The sequence below is a fragment of the Pseudomonas sp. W3I7 genome (assembly GCF_030816095.1).
Taxonomy (GTDB): Bacteria; Pseudomonadota; Gammaproteobacteria; order Pseudomonadales; family Pseudomonadaceae; genus Aquipseudomonas; species Aquipseudomonas salomonii.
Genome location: NZ_JAUSXP010000001.1, coordinates 5,361,429 through 5,382,637, shown reverse-complemented (window position 1 = coordinate 5,382,637; position 21,209 = coordinate 5,361,429). Strand labels below are relative to the sequence as shown.

The window sequence follows — 21,209 nt, the reverse complement described above, 5'->3', positions numbered from 1 at the left end:
CAGTTAGAAGCTGAACTTCTGGCATCGCGCAAGCTTCTATAGCGTTAGCCTGTACAAACCATACAACTTCGATCTCAAAGGATGTGCTCTTATGAAGCGCTTGTTCTGTTTGGCTGCGATTGCGGCCGCTGTGGTGGGACACTCAGTTTCGGCCCAGGCCGCCGGCCTGGAATTTGGGGTGGGGGGTACCAGCGATTCGACCATGACCTATCGGTTGGGGCTGACGTCGGATTGGGATAAAAGCTGGTGGCAGAGTGATACGGGCCGACTGACCGGCTATTGGAGTGGCGCTTACACTTACTGGGACGGCGACAAACGCGCGAGTGTCAGCAGCCTGTCGTTCTCGCCGGTGTTTGTGTATGAGTTTGCCGGGGAGAAGGTCAAGCCTTACATCGAAGCGGGTATCGGTGTGGCGGTGTTTTCACGCACGCAGGTTGAAGACAACAACATCGGCCAGGCTTTCCAGTTCGAAGACCGCCTGGGCTTTGGTTTGCGCTTTGCCGGCGGGCATGAAGTGGGCATTCGTGCCACGCACTATTCCAATGCGGGCATCAGCAGCAATAACGACGGGGTAGAGAGCTACTCGTTGCACTACACCTTGCCGTTGTAATCCTCAAGCCTTATGCAAAACCAATGTGGGAGCGGGCTTGCTCGCGAATGCGGTGTGTCAGCTGATACATATTTGGCTGATACACCGCATTCGCGAGCAAGCCCGCTCCCACATTTTGATCTTCATCAGTCTTGGGCTCAGCGATACGCCGTCGCAATGCCTTGGCGCTCTTCCAGGCACTCCGGCGCACCCATCTCGAATTCCCGACAGATCAACGGCCGCCGCTCGTAAATCGTGCACATCATCGTGTCCCGATCCAGCGCCGCGCACCAGCCGTCATCCAGGCGCAGCATCACTTCACCGCCCCAATCGTCGGTATCGATATAGCGTTCCGGCACGCCGGTGTCGGTGATCAGCATGACTTCTAGCTGGCAGCAGCAGGCTGCGCACGTCGAGCAGGTGACGGCGGGTTCGGTGATTTGAGTGTGGGGGATGTTGGTCATAGGCGCGCAGTGTAAGGCAAGCGCGTTGCTTGCGTATGAATGCTCTGACGGACGTCAGTGCCCAAGCTGCCGCGCCACCCAGTGCAATACCGGGAACACCAGCGCCCAGAGCAACGCCAGGCCGATCAGCGTCAGCGTTGTGTCGTAGCCGAAACGCACACCGGCCAACTGGCTGCCGGCGTAATAAGACAGTGGCCCACCCACCGCCCCCAACAGGCTGGCGCGCCACCAGGGTTGTGCACTCCAAGCCAGGCAATGGCGCAGCGTGGTGGCGAGCAGTGCCCAGAGCATGATCAGCCAGAAGGGAATCAGCGGCCCTGGAAAACCGAAGTGAAACACGCCAAAGGTGCGCAACACGGTATCAACCACGGTGCCCAACAGGGTCACGGCCAGGATCACTTGGCCTTCTTCAGACCATGAGCTTGTCCACAGCAGGTGGATGCCCAGCACGCCAGCGCCCACCCACAACCAGCGGCTGTCACCGCCCAGCACACAGGCAAACCAGCCGCACTGGAACAGCGCGGCATTGGCCAGCGTTTTAAGCATTGAAACGCCCGAGCAACGGCGGGTTGATCGCCGCAGGCTTGGCCAGCAGCAACTGCGCGGTACCGATCGTTCGCTCCATAAACCCGCCTTCGCAGTAGCACAGGTAGAATTCCCACAGGCGCAGGAAGTACTCATCGTAGCCCAACTCGGCAAGACGGCCGTGGGCGCGACGGAAGTTCTCATGCCACAGGCGCAGGGTGCGCGCGTAGTGCAAGCCGAAGTCTTCCATGTGCAGCAGGTTCATGTCGGTGTCGCGGCTGACGATCTGCAGCATGTTCTGCACAGAGGGCAGGGCGCCGCCGGGGAAAATATAGCGCTGAATAAAGTCGACGCTGTTTTTGGCCTGCTCAAAACGCTGTTCACGAATAGTAATGGCTTGCAGCAGCATCAGCCCGTCGCTTTTGAGAAGGTGCGCGCATTGCTTGAAGTAAGTCGGCAGAAAGCGATGGCCCACCGCTTCGATCATCTCGATGGACACCAGTTTGTCGTATTGGCCCGTCAGGTCGCGATAGTCCTGCAGCAGCAGCGTCACCTGCTCTTTGAGCCCCAGGGCCTCGATGCGTTTTTCGGTGTAGGCGAACTGCTCTTTGGACAGGGTCGTGGTGGTGACCTTGCAGCCATAGTGCTGCGCCGCATACAGCGCCATGCTGCCCCAGCCGGTGCCGATTTCGAGCAAATGGTCGGTGGGTTTGAGCGCGAGCTTCTGGCAGATGCGTTCCAGTTTGTTCAGTTGCGCCTGTTCCAGGCTGTCGTCGGGGGTCAGAAACTGCGCCGCCGAATACATCATGGTCGGGTCGAGGAATTCCTCGAACAAGTCGTTGCCCAGGTCATAGTGGGCGGCGATGTTTTTCTGCGAGCCCTTGCGGGTGTTGCGGTTAAGCCAATGCAGGCCTTGGGTGAACGGCCGCGCCAAGCGCGCCAGGCCGCCTTCCATTGCATCGAGCACATCCAGGTTGCTGACCATCACGCGCACCACGGCGGTGAGGTCCGGGCTGCTCCAGTAACCGTGGATAAACGCTTCGCCGGCGCCGATCGAACCATTGGCCGCCACCAGGCCCCAGACTGCCGAATCGTGGACCTGGATTTCGCCCAACAGACGCGCTTCGCGTGCGCCGAACACCTGGCGTTCACCGTCTTCGATCACCACCAGTTGGCCGTGGCGCAGTTGGCTGAGCTGGCGCAGTACACCTTTGCGCAACAGCGCACTGGTCACGCCATTGACGTTCAGGCGGTTGGTCTTGACCGATAAGCTAGGGGATTTCATGGCGGCGATCCTTGGTATACCCGACTGCGGTGCGAGAGGCGCCATCGGCGGCCTGATGGGAAAAAATCGGTGTGCGTTTGAGCAGCAGGCGCATGGCTTGCCAGTAAATCGCCAGGCAGGTCTTGGCGGTCATCCACGGAAAGCGCCACAGGTAGCGATGCAGGCTGGCGCGGGTCAGCGCTTCTTTTTGCAGGCTCAAGGTGGCGTCGAAGACTTTTTGCGTGCCCTGCCAATCAGCCATGTGCACGCCAAGCCTGTCGGCCGGCGGGCTGAAGCTCATGCGGTATTCCAGGTCACGGGGTAAAAACGGCGACACATGGAACGCCTTGGCCACGGCGAAGTGCTGGTGCTCCTCGGCGCCGAGCGCCTGGGCGGGCAGCACATAGTGGTAGCGCTCGCGCCACGGGGTGTTGGTCACTTCACACAGGATCGCGGCCAGTTGCCCATCGGCCTCGAAGCAGTAGAAGAAACTCACCGGGTTAAAAGCCAGGCCCCAACTGCGGGCCTGGGTCAGTAGGCAGATAACGCCCCGGGGCTCGCGCCCCAGTGCCTTGCCGACTTCCTGGCGCACGGCATCGCTCAAGCTGATGCCGTGACGCGTAAATTCACGCAGGTAGTCCTGCTGGCGAAAGCCGAAGGGCGCCAGGCGGCTGTTGCCGGCCAGGGGCGAGAGCCCGAGCACTTCGTCTTGTTCGCTCAAGTCCAGGTACAGCAGGCCGATGCGGTAGCGAAAGGCGTGGGCCTTGGGCGTGAACCGGCGATGGGCGATCCAGCCGCTGTACAGGGCGCTGTTCATAGGGTTTCGCCAAAGGCCTGGGCCACGCGCAATGCGCTGGTCACGCCGTCTTCATGAAAGCCGTTGGCCCAGTAGGCGCCACAGTAAAAGGTGTGGCGCGCGCCGTGTAATTCTTCCCAGCGGTTTTGTGCCGCCACCGCTGCCAGGCTGTATTGCGGATGCGCATAGGTGTAGCGCGCAAGGATCTTCAGCGGGTTGATCATCGGCGTCTGGTTGAGGCTGACGCAAAAAGTGGTGTCGCTGTGGATGCCTTGCAGGATGTTCATGTCGTAAGTGACGGCCGCCTGTGTTTGCTCGGTGCCGCTCAGGCGATAATTCCAGCTGGCCCAGGCCAGTTTGCGATCGGGCAGCAGGCGCGTGTCGGTGTGCAGCACCACGTCATTGTCGGCGTAGGGCAGGGCACCGAGAATCTCCTGCTCGGCCTGGCTCGGGTCGGCCAGTAACGCCAAGGCCTGGTCGCTGTGGCAGGCGAACACCACGCGGTCAAAGGTCTCGCTGCCGGCGGGGCTGTGGATAACCACGCCATCGGCTGTGCGTTCAACTTTATCCACAGGGCAATTGAGGCGGATCTGCTCGCGAAAACTGCGGGTCAGTGGCTCGATGTAGCTGCTTGAGCCGCCTTCGATCACGCACCATTGCGGCCGATTGTTCACTGACAACAAGCCGTGATTCTTGAAAAACCGCACAAAGAACTGCAACGGGAAACCGAGCATGTCCGCCAGGGACATCGACCAGATCGCCGCGCCCATCGGCACGATGTAATGGCGGATAAAGCGTGGGCCGTATCCACCGGCCTCGAGGTAGTCGCCCAGGGTCATGTCGGCACTGATGCGTTGCTCTTGCAGGTCCAGCGGTGCCTGGCGGTTAAAGCGCAGAATGTCGCGCAGCATGCCCCAGAACCCCGGCGAGAGAATGTTGCGGCGCTGGGCAAACAGGCTGTTGAGGTTATTCCCGTTGTACTCGAAGCCTGCGTTCTGGTCGCACACCGAAAAGCTCATCTCGGTGGGTTTGAACGCCACGCCAATCTGCCCGAGCAGACGGATGAAATTAGGGTAGGTCCAATCGTTGAACACGATAAAACCGGTGTCCACGGCATAGGGCTTACCTTCGACCGTAACGTTGACCGTGTGGGTATGCCCGCCAATGCGCTCGCCTGCCTCAAACAGCGTGATGTCGTGGCGCCGGCTGAGCAGGTAAGCGCTGGTCAGCCCGGCGATACCGCTGCCGATGATGGCGATCTTCACAGGTCGTCCTTCTTCGGTGGCGGGCTGCGCAGCATGCGTTTGCCGATAATCAGTTGCGCGCGGTTGGGCAGCTTCGACAGCGGCCACAGGGTGGCGATAAACATCGCCGGGAAGGCGATTTCCAGCGGGCGGTTTTCCAGCTTGGCGAAGATATGCCTGGCAGCCTTTTCGGCGGACCAGCTCAGCGGCATCGGGAAATCATTGCGTTCGGTCAGCGGGGTGTCGACAAAACCCGGGCTGATCACCGTGACGTCGATGTTCTCCGGCGACAAGCTGATGCGCAGCGATTCGAACAGGTAACGCAGCCCGGCCTTGGACGCGCCATAGGCTTCGGCGCGCGGCATTGGCAGGTAGGTCACGGCGCTGGCGACGCCCACCAGATGTGGGGTGAGCCCTTTGCGCAACAGCGGCAGTGCAGCTTCGATGCAATAGCTGCTGGCAAGCAGGTTGGTGCGTACCACGTGCTCGACGATGGAGGAGTCGAATTGCCGGGCGTCGACATACTCACAGGTGCCGGCGTTGAGGATCACCGTATCCAATGAACCCCAGACCTCGCCGATGTGTTCGCCGATCTCGCGCACGGTCTGGCTGTTGGTCAGGTCGCCGGCTACCACCAGCACTTGGCCTGGATAACGCAGGGCGAATGCCTCGAGCGGGCCTTTGCTGCGCGAGCTGAGCGCCACCTGCGCGCCACTGTTGAGCAGTTCGACGGCCAGCGCGGCACCGATGCCACTGCTGGCACCGGTCAACCAATAACGGCGGGGCGGTACAAGGCTCATCCCATTCTCCTTTTTAGCCAACTGACCACAGAGCCGACTACCGGCAAGTGTTCATAGAGCAACGCGCCCGCATCGAAATAATCGCGATGGCGGTAGACCTTGTCGCGCCACATCAGGTGCGAGCAACCTTCCACTCTGATCACCTTGCCACTGGCCAGGCGCGGGTGGCAAAAACTCATTTTCCAGCGCAGGTAGCCTTCGCCTTCGGCGACCTGGTCGAAGCCGTGGAAGTCAAAACGCAACTGGTTGATGTTGCTGTACATCTGGGCGAAGTAACCGCGCAAAGCGGGCAGCCCGTGCACTTCGTGCAGCGGATCGGTGAAGGCGATGTCCTGGCTGTACAAGCTGTCGAGCAGGTGCAGGTTGTGCTTGTCCAGCGTGGTAAAGGCCTGGGCGAACCGCTGCAGGAAGTCACTCATGTTCGGCGACCTCCTGGCGTGAAGGCAGGTTGCGAAAGGCAGCGAGGGCACGCTCGCGGGATTTTTTCAGGTCGACAATCGAGCGTGGGTAATCGGCCACGCCGAACAGGCCACCGGCGGCTTCGGGGTTGTGCACTTCTTTCTTGTTCAGCGCCGCCAGCTCCGGCAGCCAGTGCTTGATGAACAGCCCTTCGCTGTCGAACTTTTCCGACTGGCTCAACGGGCTGAAAATCCGGAAATACGGCGCCGAGTCGGTGCCGGTGGACGAACTCCACTGCCAGCCGCCGTTATTGGCGGCCAGGTCGCCGTCGATCAAGTGGCGCATAAAGAAGCGCTCACCTTCGCGCCAGTCGATCAGCAGGTTCTTGGTCAAAAACATCGCCACCACCATGCGCAGGCGGTTGTGCATCCAACCGGTTTCCAGCAGTTGACGCATGGCCGCGTCGATAATCGGCAAGCCGGTGCGCCCTTGCTGCCAGGCGGCCAAGTCCTTGGGCGCATCGCGCCAGGCCAGAGCCTCGGTTTCGGGGCGGAACGCACGGTGGCGCGAGACCCGTGGGTAACCGACCAGAATGTGTTTATAGAACTCGCGCCACAGCAACTCGTTGATCCAGGTGATGGCGCCGAGATCGCCGCTTTCGAACTCGCCCTGGTTGGTTTGCAGGGCGGCGTGCAGGCACTGGCGTGGCGAAACCACACCGGCGGCGAGGTAGGCCGAGAGCTGGCTGGTGCCGGGCTTGGCCGGGAAGTCGCGTTCGTCTTTGTAGTAGCTGATCTGTTGGTCGGCGAAGGCGTCAAGGCGACGCCGGGCTTCTTCTTCACCCGCGGGCCAGAGGGCGCGCAAGGTGTCGCTGGGTGTTTCGAAGCCTTCGACCTGATCCGGGATGGCGTCGCTGTGCACATCCAGCGGTGCCTGTTGTTGCGGCGTGGCCACCAGGCGCGGCAAGGCGCTGTGCAGGCGGTTGTAGCAGACCTTGCGGAACTGACTGAATACCTGGAAGTAAGTACCGGTTTTGGTCAGCACGCTGCCAGGTTGAAAAAACAGCTGGTCGAGGTAACTGTGGAACGTCACACCGTCAGCTTCCAGCGCCTTGGCCACGGCCACATCACGACGGCTCTCATGAATGCCGTATTCCTCGTTGACGTGCACCGAGTCCACCGACAGTTCCCGGCATAGTTTGCCCAGCACGGCGGGCGCCTGGTCCCAGGTGGCGGCAGTGCGAATCAACAAGGGAATGTTCAGTTCGCCAAGGGCCCGGCTCAAGTGCTTGAGGTTGCGCAGCCAGAAATCGACTTTGCAAGGCGCATCATCATGGGCCAGCCATTGCTGCGGCGTGATCAGGTACACGGCGACAACCGGGCCGCGCTGGCAGGCGGCGGCGAGGGCGGTGTTGTCGTGCAGGCGCAAGTCGGTGCGCAGCCAGATCAAATGCATTTAGACAATTCCACGCTGGATCAATAACTGGTGGGCCGACAATGGGTCTTCGGCCACGAACAATTCAGAAGTCTCACGGGTTAATACGGCTAACTCGTCCTGGTGGATGCATACCGTTGGTCCGGCAATCAAAATTGGGCAATTGATGCCGCCTAAAAGTTTGCCGAGTGCCGACAGGTGGAGGGCTTTGCTTGAATACAGCAGCACCGCACGCGGTTGCAGGTGTTCTGTCGCCAGGGCCAGTTCGCCGGTTGGCAGAGGCCAATCAAAAACCTCCACGGGGCAGTCGGCACTGCTGGCCAGCCAGGCGCTGAGCCATAGGTGCGGCTCCAGCGGCACGTCGGACTGGTTGACCAGCAACAGCGGCGCGCCCTGGAGCTGGCGGTTGTTGTGGTAAATGCGCGCGCCGAACTTGCTGCGCAGCCAGGACAGAAAAAACACCCGCTCCATTTGTGCGCCGAACTGGCCCTGCCAGCGTTGCTCCAGCGCGGTCAGCAGCGGCAGCATCAATTGCTCACACAAGGTGCGCGGCGGGTACAGCGCCATGGCCTGGTTGAACAGGTCGTCGACCCGGCGTTCGGCCAATTCGCTGATTGCGCTGAGCAGTTTATGACGCAGCACATGCCATTCATTTTCGACGCTGTCGGGGCTGGCCTGGGCGGAATCGATCAAACCTTTGACCTGGCTGACCGGCACGCCACGGTTGAGCCAAGTCAGAATGGTGTGGATACGTTGCACGTGTTCGGCGCTGAACAGCCGATGGCCCTTGGGCGTGCGCTGGGGCACGATCAAGCCATAACGGCGCTCCCAGGCGCGCAGGGTCACAGCGTTGACGCCGGTCTGGCGCGCCACTTCGCGAATCGGCAACCAGCCGTCTTCGATGGCTTGGGCGATGTCTTCGACAAGGTCGTCTTGCAGGGCAGGTGTCATGGTCTAGATCGCATTACGCAGGCTGAGGTTTTCCGGGTGCGGCTGCAGGTAAGCCTGCTGCGCGATGTAGCGGTCCGGGTGTTGGCGAAAGTGATGTTTGAGCAAGGTCAGCGGCACCACCAGCGGCACGATGCCGGTGCGGTATTGGCCGATGACGGTTTGCATTTCCTGCTTGTCATCGGCGCTGATGGCCTGCTTGAGGTAGCCGCTGATGTGTTGCAGCACATTGGTGTGGGTGCCGCGGGTGGCGCATTTTTTCAGGCCGGTCATCAACTCGCTGAAATAGCAGGCGGCCAGTTCATCCAGGTTGATGCCCTTGCCCATGCTGCCCAGCAAGTGGCCAAGGCTTTTGTAATGCACGGGGCTGTGGGCCATCAGCAGGTATTTGTAGCGCGCGTGGAACGCCAGCAGGCGGTGACGGGTGATGCCCTCGGCCAGCAAGTGTTGCCAGCTGGCGTACACAAACACGCGGGTGAGGAAATTCTCGCGCAGCACCGGATCATTCAGCCGGCCGTCTTCTTCCACCGGCAGGTTGGGGTGGCGTGCGCAAAACGCCTGGGCATAAATGCCGCGCCCGCCGCCATCGACGGGCGTGCCGTTGTCGCGGTAGACCTTGACCCGCTCCAGCCCGCACGACGGCGACTTCTGCATGAAGATGTAGCCGCACAGGTCAGTGTGTTCCACCGCCATCTGCTGGCCATAATCGTCCAGTGGCTGCGTCACATTGAGTTCACGCTGCACGGTGCCGACGGCCTGCGGGTGGGCGGGGTCGCCCACCAGGCGAATCGGTTCGCGGGGGATGCCCAGGCCAATCGCCACTTCGGGGCACAACGGCACGAAGTCGAAATAGTCGGCGAGGGTTTGGCTGCACAGCAGGGATTGTTTGTGTCCGCCGTTGAAGCGCACGTTCTCGCCGAGTAGGCAGGCACTGATAGCGATCTTCGGTTTTGCGCTGCTGGACATGCTCAACCCTCTGCGAAATTCCTGTACAGATTTACAATTCTGTACAACTAAATCTCATCATAGGTTTGATACTGTACAAGTCAAATTATTTGCATAAGTTTTTTCGCGCCCGCTATTTCCAGCCCATGCGCCAGTCTTCGGCATTTTGCAGCGTTTGCCACGGGAGGCGTTCGGCGCGGCGGGTCATGACCGCTTGCAGTTCGATTTCGAGCACGGTGCCTTCCTCATCACGAAACAGCTCGGTGACCAGAAAGTGTTTTTCCTTGTTGCGCGGGCGTGCTGCTGTCCACTTCGACAACAGCAATTTCGTCGGGTTGAGACGGTTCATTGCAGGTGTTCGATCAGGCGGCGTGCGGCTTCCTGGCCGCTGAGCCACGCGCCTTCGACCCGCCCCGACAGGCACCAGTCACCACACACGTACAAGCCCAGGTCGGCGTCAGCCAACACACCGAATTCATGCCGTTCCGACGGCCTGGCGTAGAGCCAACGATGGGCCAGGCTGAAGGACGGCGCGGGCATGGCGCTGTGCAGCAGTTCGGCGAAGGCGCCGTGCAGGTGTTCGATCACCGCCTCTTTGGGCAGGTCGAGGTTGGCCTTGCTCCAGGCGCTGGTGGCGTGCAGCACCCAGGTGTCGAGGGTGGCGTCGCGCCCGGGCTTGCTACGGTTGCGCGCCAGCCAGTCGAGCGGGCTGTCTTGCACAAAGCAGCCTTGCATTGGCGTATCCAGTGGCGTGTCGAAGGCGAGGGCGACGGCCCAGGTCGGGTCCATTTTCACCCCGGCAGCGGCGCTTGCAAGCTTGGGCGCGGCAGCCAGCAGGGTGGTGGCCTGGGGCGCCGGCGTGGCAATCACCACGTGGCTGAACGGGCCATGATTGCCACCGTCTGCGTCCAGCAGGTTCCAGTGCTGTTTGCCTTGGAACACCTCGGTGATGCGGCAGCCGAACTCCACCGGCAAGTCATCAAGCAGCGCGCGGGTAATGGCGCTCATGCGCGGCGTGCCGACCCAGCGAATCTGCTCGTCGGGGGAGGGCGTAAGCTGACCGGACTTGAAGTTGTACAGCTGCGGTTTCCACTGTTCGGCCCAGCCGTTGCTTTGCCAGCGCTGCACTTCGTTGACGAAGCGCCGGTCGCGGGCCGTGAAGTATTGCGCGCCCATGTCCAAGGCACCGGCATCACTGCGCTTGCTGGACATGCGGCCGCCACTGCCACGGCTTTTATCGAAGAGTTGTACAACGTGCCCCGCGTCTCGTAACGCTCGGGCGGCGGAGAGACCGGCGATGCCGGTGCCGATGATCGCGATGGGAACAGTCATGGGGGGCCTCGTTTTACCTTTGAGTACAGACTACGCCGACACCCATAGCTGTACAATATTGTTTTTTGGTATAAGTTTTGGCGTACCTGTTCTAACGGCGTGACCTATTGTTAAAGGTGAGGGGTTAAGGGTGAGGCTTGAATTGGCCTCTGAAACCAACGTAACGCCCAATTACAAAAGATCCCTGCTTATAAAATAGACTAGCGATGGGCGGCAAACGTTACATGAGGAGAAACCCATGCATATTTTGCTGACCGGCGGTACGGGCTTGATCGGTCGCCAACTCTGCCTGCACTGGCTGGCCCAGGGGCATCGCCTGACGGTGTGGAGCCGCGAGCCGGATACCGTGGCCAAATGGTGCGGTGCCGAGGTGCTCGGTGTTGGCCGCTTGCAGGACGTGATCGGCACGGTGGATGCGGTGGTCAACCTGGCCGGCGCGCCGATTGCCGATCGCCCGTGGACCAAAAAGCGCAAGGCATTGCTGTGGAGCAGCCGCATCAGCCACACCGAAACCTTGCTGGCTTGGATGCAAGGCCTGGCGCAAAAGCCGGCGGTGTTGATTTCCGGCTCTGCAGTGGGCTGGTACGGCGACGGCGGCGAGCGCGAACTGACCGAAGCCAGCGGCCCGGTGCAAGACGATTTCCCCAGCCAGCTGTGCATCGCCTGGGAAGAAACCGCGTTGCGCGCCGAAGCCTTCGGCACCCGCGTGGTGCTGGTGCGCACGGGCCTGGTGTTGTCGGCCAAGGGCGGCTTTTTGTCGCGGCTGCTGCTGCCATTCAAACTGGGGCTGGGCGGGCCGATCGGCAATGGTCGGCAATGGATGCCGTGGGTCCATATCAAAGATCAAATCGCCCTGATTGATTTTCTTCTGCACAACGGCGATGCCAGCGGTCCTTATAATGCCTGCGCGCCACACCCGGTACGTAATCGCGAGTTCGCCAAAACCCTGGGCCAGGTGCTGCACCGCCCGGCGTTCATGCCGATGCCGGCGTTTGCCTTGAAGGTCGGCCTGGGCGAGTTGTCCGGGTTGCTGCTGGGCGGGCAGAAGGCCGTTCCCGAACGGTTGCTGGCCGCCGGTTTCACTTTTCAGTTCACTGAGTTGCACGCGGCCCTGGAAGATCTATCCAGCCGCCTCTAGCCATAGGATGTTGCATGACGGATCACGCGTTGTTACTGGTCAATCTGGGTTCACCGGCCTCCACCTCGGTGGCCGATGTGCGCAGCTACCTCAATCAGTTCCTGATGGACCCTTACGTGATCGACCTGCCGTGGCCGGTGCGGCGCTTGCTGGTGTCGCTGATCCTGATCAAGCGCCCTGAGCAATCGGCCCATGCCTACGCCTCGATCTGGTGGGAAGAGGGTTCGCCGCTTGTGGTCCTGAGCCGTCGCTTGCAAGCGCAAATGACCCAGCAGTGGACCCACGGCCCGGTGGAGTTGGCGATGCGCTACGGCGAGCCGTCGCTTGAAACCACCCTCACGCGGCTTGCGGCTCAAGGTATTCAAAAAGTCACCCTGGCGCCGTTGTATCCGCAGTTCGCTGACAGCACCGTGACCACGGTGATCGAAGAAGCCAAGCGTGTGGTCCGCGACAAGAAGCTCAACGTGCAGTTTTCTATCTTGCAGCCGTTCTACGATCAGCCGGAATACCTCGACGCCTTGGTCGCCAGCGCCCGGCCGTACGTGGCGCAGGAATTCGATCACTTGTTGCTGAGCTTCCATGGGTTGCCTGAGCGCCATCTGAAAAAACTCGACCCCACAGGCCAGCATTGCTTCAAGGATGCTGACTGCTGCAAGAACGCTTCGCCCGAGGTGCTTGCCACCTGCTACCGCGCCCAGTGCTTTAGCGTGGCGCGCGACTTTGCCGCGCGCATGGGTTTGCCGGAGGGCAAATGGTCGGTGGCGTTCCAGTCACGGCTGGGCCGCGCCAAGTGGATCGAACCCTACACCGAGGCCCGCCTGGAAGCCTTGGCCCAGCAAGGCGTGAAAAAGCTGCTGGTGATGTGCCCGGCGTTTGTCGCCGACTGCATCGAGACCCTGGAGGAGATTGGCGATCGCGGGCTGGAGCAGTTCCGCGAGGCAGGGGGCGAGGAGTTGGTGTTGGTGCCGTGCTTGAACGATGACCCGCAGTGGGCGGTGGCGCTCAATACGCTGTGCGAGCGGGCGCCGTTGTCACTCTAATCAAGCCAAACACAGACTAAATGTGGGAGCGGGCTTGCTCGCGAAGGCGCAGTGTCAGTCACCGGATGGATTGACTGACCCAACGCCTTCGCGAGCAAGCCCGCTCCCACATTGATGGTGCCCACTTCGAGTTTTCGGTGTTTACTCGTGGTGCGGTTCGCCGAGGAAGGTCAGCGAAGTGAACAGCCCTCGGGTGGCCACGTCAGCGTTGTCCTTGAGCGGCACTTCAACCTGCGCAGCAATCACATTCAACCCTTCATTACGCACCAGCACCTGGGCGCGGCCATCCTTGTCGGTCTCGGTGCTCAAGGTGTTCGGCGCATTGCGATAATCACCTACCAGCTTGATACCCGCCGCAGGCTTACCGTCCAGCAGCACCCGCACCGGCAGCGATTTGCCTGGCCCTACGGTCAGCGGGTCGACTTCCGGCAGGATCAGCAGCTTGATCTGGTCCAGCTTGGGCAGCTTCGCCCCCGGCTGGTAAATCGCCAGGCTGTATTTGAAGGTCTGGGTCGATTGAATCGCCCCCGGCACTTGGCTGCGGCCCTGGTTGACCCACTTGTTGTCTGGCGTCTGCGACCACATGCCGTTGTCCAGGGCCACGGCCATCACGGCCGGTGATTTGAGCGGCTTGAGGCGTGCGTGGTCGGGCAGGCGCTCTACGGTCACCGGGATCATCTTGCCGTCCGCGTCATACGACCAGGCACCGCTGATTTTCTGTGCCTTGAACGCGTTGTCCTCGGCACCGTGGCCGTAGATCACTTCGATATTGCCGCGCCGCTGTTCGGTCCAAAGGCCGTGGGCTGAAACTTGGCTGGCAAAGAGCAGGCCGATGACGGCCAGGGATTTGAAGGCTTGCATGTTGACGTCCTGTTACAGGTTGAGGGTCAGGCTGACGGTGAAGTTGCGCGGCTCACCGGGCATCACCCAGTAATTGCTGTAGGAGCGCTCGTAGTATTTTTCGTCAAATAAGTTATTGAGGTTCAGGCCCACGGTGACCTTGTCACTGGCCTTGTAATGGGCCAGCAGATCGACGGTGTGATACGCCGGCAGCTCGAAGCTACCGCCGGCCTCGCCGGAGCGATCGCCGACGTAGGTAAACGCCGCGCCCAGGTCTGAGCCGCGCAGTGCACCGTCCTGAAACTCATACACGCCCAGCAGGCTGCCGCTGCGTTTGGCCACGCCGAGAATCCGGCTGCCGGTGGGGATGGCCTTGTCGCCTTTGGTCACCTGCGCATCGATGTAGGCAAAGGCGCCGATCACGCGTACCGCGTCCGTCAGTTGCCCGGTCAGTTGCAAGTCAAAACCCTGGCTGCGCGCCTTGCCCATGGCGCGGTTGGTGTCGGTGGCCGGGTCCAGCGCCAGCACGTTTTCTTTGTCGATATGGAAGGCGGCCAGGGTGGTGCTCAGGCGGTCGTCGAACAGCTCGCTCTTGATGCCCACTTCATAGCCCACGCCTTCTTCCGGCTTGAAGGATTTGCCGCCGGCGTCCAGGCCATTGTTGGGCTTGAACGAGGTGGAGGCGTTGGCAAACACGCCGATTTGCGGCGTCAGTTGGTAAAGCAAGCCGGCGCGCTGGGTGAGGGCGTCGTGGGTCTGACGGCTCTTGGCGTGGTTGCGGGTGAAGTCGTCGGTGCTTTGCTCGAAATGCTCAAAACGTGCGCCGACCATGCCACGCAGGCGGTCGGTGAAGATGATCTGGTCTTGCAGGTTCAACGCCTGGCTTTTGACCTGCTCATAGAAGTCAGTGCCGGAGCGTGCGCCGCTAGGTTTGGGCTGACCGTAAACGGGCTTGTAGATGTCGATGGGGTAGAGGCTGCCGCCGATGGCGGTGACGCGCTCCTTCTTGCGGTAGTCCTCGTATTCGGTGCCGATCAGCAACTCATGCTGCCAACTGCCGATATCGAACAGACCGCGCAGTTCAAGCTGGGTGATGCTGTCGTGCCAACCCGTGGAGCGTTCGCGGTAACGGCGATTGACGGTGTGGCCGTCGGCATTCAGTGCGCGGCTTTCCGAAGCATCGCCCCACAGGCTGCCTTGTTTATAGTGGCTGGCCAGGCGCAGTTGCCAGGCGTCGTTGAGGTGATGTTCCAGGGCAGCTTGCAGGCGGTTGTTGTGGTTGCGGATGTTGCCATCGTTGGGTTCGCCCAGGAAGGTCGAGCGCGACATGCCGTGCGGCGCGACGATGCCACGGTCGAAGGTGGAGCTGTGGCGCACAAATTCGCTTTCCACCAGCAGGCGGGTGTCCGGGTCCAATTGCCAGCTGAAAGACGGTGCGACGAACACGCGCTGGGCGTCGACGTGATCGCGGAAGCTGTGGTTGTCTTGCACTGCCAGGTTGACCCGCGACAGCACGCGGCCTTCGTCATCCAGCGGGGTGTTCACATCCAGCGCAGTGCGGTAGCGGTCCCAGCTGCCGGCGCTGGTTTGCACGGTGGTAAAGGCTTCGGGCTGCGGCTTCTTGGTGACAATGTTCACGGTGCCGCCTGGATCGCCACGCCCATACAGGCTGGCGGCGGGGCCTTTGAGGACTTCGATGCGTTCGATATTGGCCGCGTCCGGCGTGCTCGGGTAGCCACGGTTGGCGCTGAAACCGTCCTGGTAAAACTCCGACGTGGTGAAGCCGCGCACGCTGTATTCGTAAAGCGTAAGGCCGCCGAAGTTGTTCTGTTTGGACACGCCGCCGGCAAATTCCAGGGCGCGCTCCACGTTGGTACTGCCCAGGTCTTTGAGCACCGAGGCAGGAATTACGCTGATCGATTGTGGGATGTCGCGCAGGGCCGTGTCCGTTTTGGTCGCGCTGGCGGAGCGGGTGGCGCGGTAGCCTGTCACCGGGCCGGTGGCGGATTCATAGGCATCGCTGGTGACGCTGATGGTGTCCAGTTCGACGCTGTTGTTTTCGGCGTAGGCGGGGTCGAGCAACAAGCCCATGGCCAGGCCAGCCAGGGGGGCAAATCTTCGAGACGGCATGATAGAGCGTTCCAATAGCGATATTGAAACAATATAACATGACTAATGAGAATGGATTTCCTTCGAAACATTAGGTTACAGGAGCCCGCGCACGGGCTCCCACAGCCGTTATTCCTCTTCTTTGACCGGCGCCGGCGGTGGCCGCAGGCCGATTTCCGCCACCAGCTTGATCTCTTTGCCGTTGCGCATCACCTGGATGACCACCTTGTCGGTCGGCTTGATCCGCGCCACCTGGTTCATCGATTTGCGGCCATCACCGGCAGGTTCGCCGTCGATGCTCAAAATCACATCGCCCAACTGCAGGCCGGCTTTTTGCGCCGGGCCATCGCGGAAAATCCCGGCGACCACGATCCCTGGGCGACCGGTCAGGCCGAACGACTCGGCCAGTTCCTTGGTCAAGGGCTGTACTTCAATGCCCATCCAGCCGCGAATCACCTGGCCGTGTTCAATGATCGCCTTCATCACCTCCATCGCCAGCTTCACCGGGATCGCAAAGCCGATGCCCTGGGAGCCGCCGGACTTGGAGAAGATCGCGGTGTTGATGCCGGTCAGGTTGCCATTGGCATCCACCAGCGCGCCGCCTGAGTTGCCGGGGTTGATGGCCGCGTCGGTCTGGATAAAGTCTTCGTAGCTGTTAAGCCCCAACTGGTTGCGCCCGGTGGCGCTGATAATGCCCATGGTCACGGTCTGGCCAACCCCGAACGGGTTGCCGATGGCCAGTGCCACGTCGCCCACGCGCAACCCTTCGGAGCGGCCGATAGTGATGGAGGGCAGGCTTTTCAAATCGATTTTCAGTACGGCGAGGTCGGTTTCCGGGTCGCTGCCGACCACGCGGGCCAGGGTTTCACGGCCGTCGCGCAGGGCTACCACAATCTGGTCGGCGCCCGTGGTCACGTGGTTGTTGGTGAGGATGTAGCCTTCCGGGCTCATGATCACACCCGAACCCAGGCTCGATTCCATGCGGCGTTGCTTGGGGCCGTTGTCGCCGAAATAGCGGCGAAATTGCGGGTCTTCAAACAGCGGGTGCGCCGGTTTGTTGATGACTTTGGTGGTGTACAGGTTGACCACGGCGGGCGCGGCGATGACCACGGCGTCTGCGTAGGTGACCGGGCCTTGCACCACGGAGCTGGTTTGCGGGGCCTGTTGCAGGTTCACATCAAGGCTGGGTAAGCCCACCCATTGGGGATAACGCTGAATAATCAGCATCGCGATCAGCACGCCAGCCAACAATGGCCATCCAAAAAAACGCAGTGCCTTGAGCATCAAGTAAGTCCTGACAGGTTGCAGGGGGCGGGAGAGCGCCCATAATGTCGCGCATTATACGAGGCTGTGAGCGCCTCGGAACGGGATATTTAGGAGTCTTTTATGGCTGTCCCCCTTAGCACCCTGGTCGAGGAAGCGGACCGCTACCTTGGCAGCGCAAAAATTGCCGATTATTGCCCCAATGGCCTGCAGGTCGAGGGGCGCCCGCAGGTGATGCGCATCGTCAGCGGCGTCACGGCCAGCCATGCGTTACTGGACGCCGCCGTCGAAGCCCAGGCCGACCTGGTGCTGGTGCACCATGGTTATTTCTGGAAGGGCGAAAACCCCTGCATCACCGGCATGAAGCAGCGGCGCCTGAAAACCCTGCTCAATCACGACATCAGCCTGCTGGCCTACCACCTGCCGCTGGACCTGCACCCGGAAGTGGGCAACAACGTGCAACTCGCCCGTCAGCTGGACATCACCGTCGAAGGCCCGCTGGACCCGAACAACCCGAAAATCGTCGGCCTGGTCGGCTCCCTCGCCGAACCCTTGTCGCCGCGTGATTTCGCCCGCCGCGTGCAGGACGTGATGGGGCGCGAGCCGCTGCTGATCGAAGGCAGCGAGATGATCCGCCGGGTGGGTTGGTGCACCGGTGGCGGGCAAGGCTACATCGACGATGCGATTGCCGCCGGCGTCGACCTCTACCTGAGCGGCGAAGCGTCCGAGCAGACCTTCCACAGTGCGCGGGAAAACGGCATCAGCTTTATTGCTGCGGGCCATCACGCAACCGAGCGTTATGGCGTGCAGGCATTGGGTGACTATTTGGCACGGCGTTTCGCGCTGGAGCATTTGTTCATCGATTGCCCTAACCCAATCTAAAGAACACCAAGGCTCAAATGTGGGAGCTGGCTTGCCTGCGATTGCATCACCTGGGTTTGCCTGAATGACCGCGGTGCCTGTATCGCAGGCAAACCAGCTCCCACACAAGCCAGCACCCACAGCCAAACTGAGGGGCATATTCATATACCGTTTCGATCTAGCTGGCTCCCTGAATAGAAGAAGGTGCTGTGCTAGCATGCCCCGCTCGAACACGGCCCGCTGGCCGTCCATAAGATCGTTTTTCCGTGAGTAGCCATGGTCGACAAACTGACGCATCTGAAACAGCTGGAGGCGGAAAGCATCCACATCATCCGCGAGGTCGCCGCCGAGTTCGACAACCCGGTGATGCTCTACTCGATCGGTAAAGACTCCGCCGTGATGCTGCATCTGGCGCGCAAGGCCTTCTTCCCGGGCAAATTGCCGTTCCCGGTGATGCACGTCGACACCCGCTGGAAGTTCCAGGAGATGTACAAGTTCCGCGACAAAATGGTCGAAGAGCTGGGCCTGGACCTGATCACCCACATCAACCCGGATGGCGTGGCGCAGAACATCAACCCGTTCACCCACGGCAGCGCCAAGCACACCGACATCATGAAGACCGAAGGCCTCAAGCAGGCCTTGGACAAGCATGGTTTCGACGCAGCCTTCGGTGGTGCCCGTCGCGATGAAGAGAAGTCCCGCGCCAAAGAGCGCGTGTACTCGTTCCGCGACAGCAAACACCGCTGGGACCCGAAGAACCAGCGCCCGGAGCTGTGGAACGTCTACAACGGCAATGTCAACAAGGGTGAGTCGATCCGTGTGTTCCCGCTGTCCAACTGGACCGAGCTGGACATCTGGCAGTACATCTACCTTGAAGGCATCCCGATTGTGCCGCTGTACTTCGCCGCCGAACGCGATGTGATCGAGAAGAACGGCACGTTGATCATGATCGACGACGACCGCATCCTCGAGCACTTGTCCGACGAAGACAAAGCCCGAATCGTCAAAAAGAAAGTACGTTTCCGTACCCTTGGCTGCTACCCGTTGACGGGCGCGGTGGAGTCCGAAGCCGAGACGCTGACGGACATCATTCAGGAAATGCTCCTGACGCGAACTTCCGAGCGCCAGGGCCGGGTCATCGACCACGATGGCGCAGGCTCCATGGAAGATAAAAAACGTCAAGGCTATTTCTAAGGGGCTGTCATGTCGCACGTATCTGATTTGATCAGCGAGGACATCCTCGCCTACCTGGGCCAGCACGAGCGCAAAGAGATGTTGCGCTTCCTGACCTGCGGCAACGTCGACGACGGCAAGAGCACCCTGATCGGGCGCCTGCTGCACGACTCCAAGATGATCTACGAAGATCACCTGGAAGCCATCACCCGTGATTCGAAAAAATCCGGCACCACCGGTGATGATATCGACCTGGCCTTGCTGGTCGACGGCCTGCAGGCCGAGCGTGAGCAAGGCATCACCATCGATGTTGCCTACCGCTACTTCTCCACCGCCAAGCGCAAATTCATCATCGCCGACACCCCCGGCCATGAGCAGTACACCCGCAACATGGCCACCGGTGCGTCCACCTGTGACCTGGCGATCATTCTGATCGACGCCCGCTACGGCGTGCAGACCCAGACCCGCCGCCACAGCTATATCGCCTCGTTGCTGGGCATCAAGCACATCGTGATTGCCGTCAACAAGATGGACATCAATGGCTTCGACCAAAGTGTGTTCGAGTCGATCAAGGCCGATTACCTGAAGTTCGCCGAAGGCATTGCGTTCAAGCCGAGCACCATGGCGTTCGTGCCGATGTCGGCGCTCAAAGGCGACAACGTGGTGAACAAGAGCGAGCGTTCGCCCTGGTACACCGGCCAGTCGCTGATGGAGATCCTCGAAACCGTCGAGATCGCCAACGACCGCAACTACACCGACCTGCGTTTCCCGGTGCAGTACGTCAACCGTCCGAACCTGAACTTCCGTGGTTTCGCCGGCACCCTGGCCAGCGGCATCGTGCACAAGGGCGATGAAGTCGTGGTGCTGCCGTCGGGCAAGAGCAGCCGCGTCAAATCCATCGTCACCTTCGAAGGTGAGCTGGAACACGCAGGCCCAGGCCAGGCCGTGACCCTGACCATGGAAGACGAAATCGATATCTCCCGTGGCGACCTGCTGGTGCATGCCGATAACGTGCCGCAAGTCACCGACGCCTTCGACGCCATGCTGGTGTGGATGGCCGAAGAGCCGATGCTGCCGGGCAAGAAATACGACATCAAGCGCGCCACCAGCTACGTGCCGGGTTCGATCACCAGCATCGTGCACCGCGTGGACGTGAACACCCTGGCCGAAGGCCCGGCAAGTTCGCTGCAACTGAACGAGATTGGCCGGGTCAAGGTCAGCCTCGACGCCGCCATTGCGTTGGACGGCTATGACAGCAACCGCACTACCGGTGCGTTTATCGTCATCGACCGTTTGACCAACGGCACCGTGGCTGCGGGCATGATCATCGCGCCGCCGGTGGGCCATGGTGGCACTGCGCAACACGGCAACCTCGCTCATGTAGCCACCGAAGAGCGCGCCCTGCGCTTCGGCCAGCAACCGGCCACCGTGTTGTTCAGCGGCTTGTCCGGCGCCGGCAAAAGCACTTTGGCCTATGCAGTTGAGCGCAAGCTGTTCGACATGGGCCGTGCGGTGTTCGTACTGGATGGCCAGAACCTGCGCCACGACCTGAACAAGGGCTTGCCGCAGGACCGCGCCGGGCGTACTGAAAACTGGCGCCGTGCCGCTCACGTGGCGCGCCAGTTCAACGAAGCCGGCCTGCTGACCCTGGCCGCGTTTGTTGCCCCGGATGCCGAAGGCCGTGAACAGGCCAAGGCGTTGATCGGCAGCGACCGCTTGCTCACCGTTTACGTGCAAGCCTCGCCGCTGGTGTGTGCCGAGCGTGATCCGCAGGGCCTGTACGCGGCGGGCGGGGATAACATCCCTGGCGAGTCCTTCCCGTACGACGTGCCGTTGAATGCCGACCTGGTAATCGACACCCAGGCCACGTCGCTGGAAGACAGCGTCAAGCAAGTGCTCGAGCTGTTGCGTCAGCGCGGCGCGATCTAAACCTCGCCGCCACAAAAAAGCCCGCCACCGATGATTCGGTGGCGGGCTTTTTCATGGACTCTTGAAAACAACTCGGTCAAATGTGGGAGCGGGCTTGCTCGCGAAAGCGGAGTGTC

Annotated in this window: 21 protein-coding genes; 6 read left to right on the top strand and 15 right to left on the bottom strand. The window is 61.1% G+C overall.

Features of this window, described 5'->3' with window-relative positions:
* Positions 1–91 precede the first annotated feature (91 nt).
* Positions 92–610, top strand: a complete 519-nt coding sequence (locus tag QF043_RS24890) for an acyloxyacyl hydrolase (RefSeq protein WP_307420533.1) — start codon at positions 92–94, stop codon at positions 608–610.
* Between the two features lie 137 nt (positions 611–747).
* Here QF043_RS24890 and QF043_RS24885 read toward each other — a convergent pair whose 3' ends face one another.
* The 12 genes from QF043_RS24885 to QF043_RS24830 all read right to left on the bottom strand — a co-directional run bounded on the left by QF043_RS24885 (position 748) and on the right by QF043_RS24830 (position 10,740).
* Complete coding sequence (locus QF043_RS24885) at positions 748–1,053, bottom strand: YkgJ family cysteine cluster protein (protein ID WP_056859129.1); 306 nt, start codon at positions 1,051–1,053, stop codon at positions 748–750.
* A gap of 54 nt (positions 1,054–1,107) precedes the next feature.
* Complete coding sequence (locus QF043_RS24880) at positions 1,108–1,599, bottom strand: DUF2878 domain-containing protein (RefSeq protein ID WP_307420531.1); 492 nt, start codon at positions 1,597–1,599, stop codon at positions 1,108–1,110.
* On the bottom strand, positions 1,592–2,863 hold the full coding sequence (locus tag QF043_RS24875; protein WP_307420530.1) for a cyclopropane-fatty-acyl-phospholipid synthase family protein: 1,272 nt from the start codon (positions 2,861–2,863) through the stop codon (positions 1,592–1,594). Before QF043_RS24875 ends, QF043_RS24880 begins: the two co-directional genes overlap by 8 nt.
* Positions 2,850–3,659 carry a DUF1365 domain-containing protein gene (locus QF043_RS24870; protein ID WP_307420529.1) on the bottom strand — a complete coding sequence of 270 codons (810 nt, stop codon included), beginning with the start codon at positions 3,657–3,659 and terminating at the stop codon, positions 2,850–2,852. Before QF043_RS24870 ends, QF043_RS24875 begins: the two co-directional genes overlap by 14 nt.
* Positions 3,656–4,903, bottom strand: coding sequence for an NAD(P)/FAD-dependent oxidoreductase (locus QF043_RS24865; protein WP_307420528.1), 1,248 nt, complete (start codon positions 4,901–4,903; stop codon positions 3,656–3,658). The genes QF043_RS24870 and QF043_RS24865 overlap by 4 nt, the downstream gene beginning before the upstream one ends.
* Positions 4,900–5,682, bottom strand: coding sequence for an SDR family oxidoreductase (locus QF043_RS24860; RefSeq protein ID WP_307420527.1), 783 nt, complete (start codon positions 5,680–5,682; stop codon positions 4,900–4,902). The genes QF043_RS24865 and QF043_RS24860 overlap by 4 nt, the downstream gene beginning before the upstream one ends.
* Positions 5,679–6,101 (bottom strand): nuclear transport factor 2 family protein, encoded by a 423-nt coding sequence (locus QF043_RS24855; protein ID WP_307420526.1) that lies wholly within the window; start codon positions 6,099–6,101, stop codon positions 5,679–5,681. Before QF043_RS24855 ends, QF043_RS24860 begins: the two co-directional genes overlap by 4 nt.
* Positions 6,094–7,536, bottom strand: a complete 1,443-nt coding sequence (gene phrB, locus QF043_RS24850) for a deoxyribodipyrimidine photo-lyase (RefSeq protein WP_307420525.1) — start codon at positions 7,534–7,536, stop codon at positions 6,094–6,096. Before phrB ends, QF043_RS24855 begins: the two co-directional genes overlap by 8 nt.
* Positions 7,537–8,466 (bottom strand): MerR family transcriptional regulator, encoded by a 930-nt coding sequence (locus QF043_RS24845; RefSeq protein WP_307420524.1) that lies wholly within the window; start codon positions 8,464–8,466, stop codon positions 7,537–7,539.
* A 3-nt stretch (positions 8,467–8,469) separates the two neighbouring features.
* Positions 8,470–9,429 (bottom strand): DUF523 and DUF1722 domain-containing protein, encoded by a 960-nt coding sequence (locus tag QF043_RS24840; protein ID WP_307420523.1) that lies wholly within the window; start codon positions 9,427–9,429, stop codon positions 8,470–8,472.
* A gap of 112 nt (positions 9,430–9,541) precedes the next feature.
* Positions 9,542–9,757, bottom strand: coding sequence for a TIGR02450 family Trp-rich protein (locus QF043_RS24835; RefSeq protein ID WP_307420522.1), 216 nt, complete (start codon positions 9,755–9,757; stop codon positions 9,542–9,544).
* On the bottom strand, positions 9,754–10,740 hold the full coding sequence (locus QF043_RS24830) for an NAD(P)/FAD-dependent oxidoreductase (protein WP_305457639.1): 987 nt from the start codon (positions 10,738–10,740) through the stop codon (positions 9,754–9,756). Before QF043_RS24830 ends, QF043_RS24835 begins: the two co-directional genes overlap by 4 nt.
* 238 nt (positions 10,741–10,978) lie before the next feature.
* Here QF043_RS24830 and QF043_RS24825 point away from each other — a divergent pair, with 238 nt between their 5' ends.
* Both QF043_RS24825 and hemH read left to right on the top strand, forming a co-directional pair.
* Positions 10,979–11,878, top strand: coding sequence for a TIGR01777 family oxidoreductase (locus QF043_RS24825; RefSeq protein WP_065929639.1), 900 nt, complete (start codon positions 10,979–10,981; stop codon positions 11,876–11,878).
* A gap of 14 nt (positions 11,879–11,892) precedes the next feature.
* Positions 11,893–12,918, top strand: coding sequence for a ferrochelatase (hemH, locus tag QF043_RS24820; RefSeq protein ID WP_307420521.1), 1,026 nt, complete (start codon positions 11,893–11,895; stop codon positions 12,916–12,918).
* A gap of 141 nt (positions 12,919–13,059) precedes the next feature.
* Here the strand turns inward: hemH and QF043_RS24815 are convergent, their stop codons facing one another.
* The 3 genes from QF043_RS24815 to algW form a co-directional block, all read right to left on the bottom strand.
* Complete coding sequence (locus QF043_RS24815) at positions 13,060–13,779, bottom strand: DUF4198 domain-containing protein (RefSeq protein WP_307420520.1); 720 nt, start codon at positions 13,777–13,779, stop codon at positions 13,060–13,062.
* A gap of 12 nt (positions 13,780–13,791) precedes the next feature.
* Positions 13,792–15,888, bottom strand: a complete 2,097-nt coding sequence (locus tag QF043_RS24810) for a TonB-dependent siderophore receptor (protein ID WP_307420518.1) — start codon at positions 15,886–15,888, stop codon at positions 13,792–13,794.
* Between the two features lie 108 nt (positions 15,889–15,996).
* A complete protein-coding gene (gene algW, locus QF043_RS24805) occupies positions 15,997–17,151 on the bottom strand; it encodes a Do family serine endopeptidase AlgW (protein WP_307420517.1) in 1,155 nt (384 codons plus the stop codon).
* Between the two features lie 102 nt (positions 17,152–17,253).
* Here algW and QF043_RS24800 point away from each other — a divergent pair, with 102 nt between their 5' ends.
* The 3 genes from QF043_RS24800 (at position 17,254) to cysN (ending at position 21,093) form a co-directional block, all read left to right on the top strand.
* Positions 17,254–18,012 carry a Nif3-like dinuclear metal center hexameric protein gene (locus QF043_RS24800; RefSeq protein WP_307420515.1) on the top strand — a complete coding sequence of 253 codons (759 nt, stop codon included), beginning with the start codon at positions 17,254–17,256 and terminating at the stop codon, positions 18,010–18,012.
* A gap of 255 nt (positions 18,013–18,267) precedes the next feature.
* Positions 18,268–19,185 (top strand): sulfate adenylyltransferase subunit CysD, encoded by a 918-nt coding sequence (cysD, locus tag QF043_RS24795; RefSeq protein WP_003171640.1) that lies wholly within the window; start codon positions 18,268–18,270, stop codon positions 19,183–19,185.
* 9 nt (positions 19,186–19,194) lie between these two features.
* On the top strand, positions 19,195–21,093 hold the full coding sequence (gene cysN / locus QF043_RS24790) for a sulfate adenylyltransferase subunit CysN (RefSeq protein ID WP_122257411.1): 1,899 nt from the start codon (positions 19,195–19,197) through the stop codon (positions 21,091–21,093).
* The last annotated feature ends 116 nt before the right edge of the window (positions 21,094–21,209 follow it).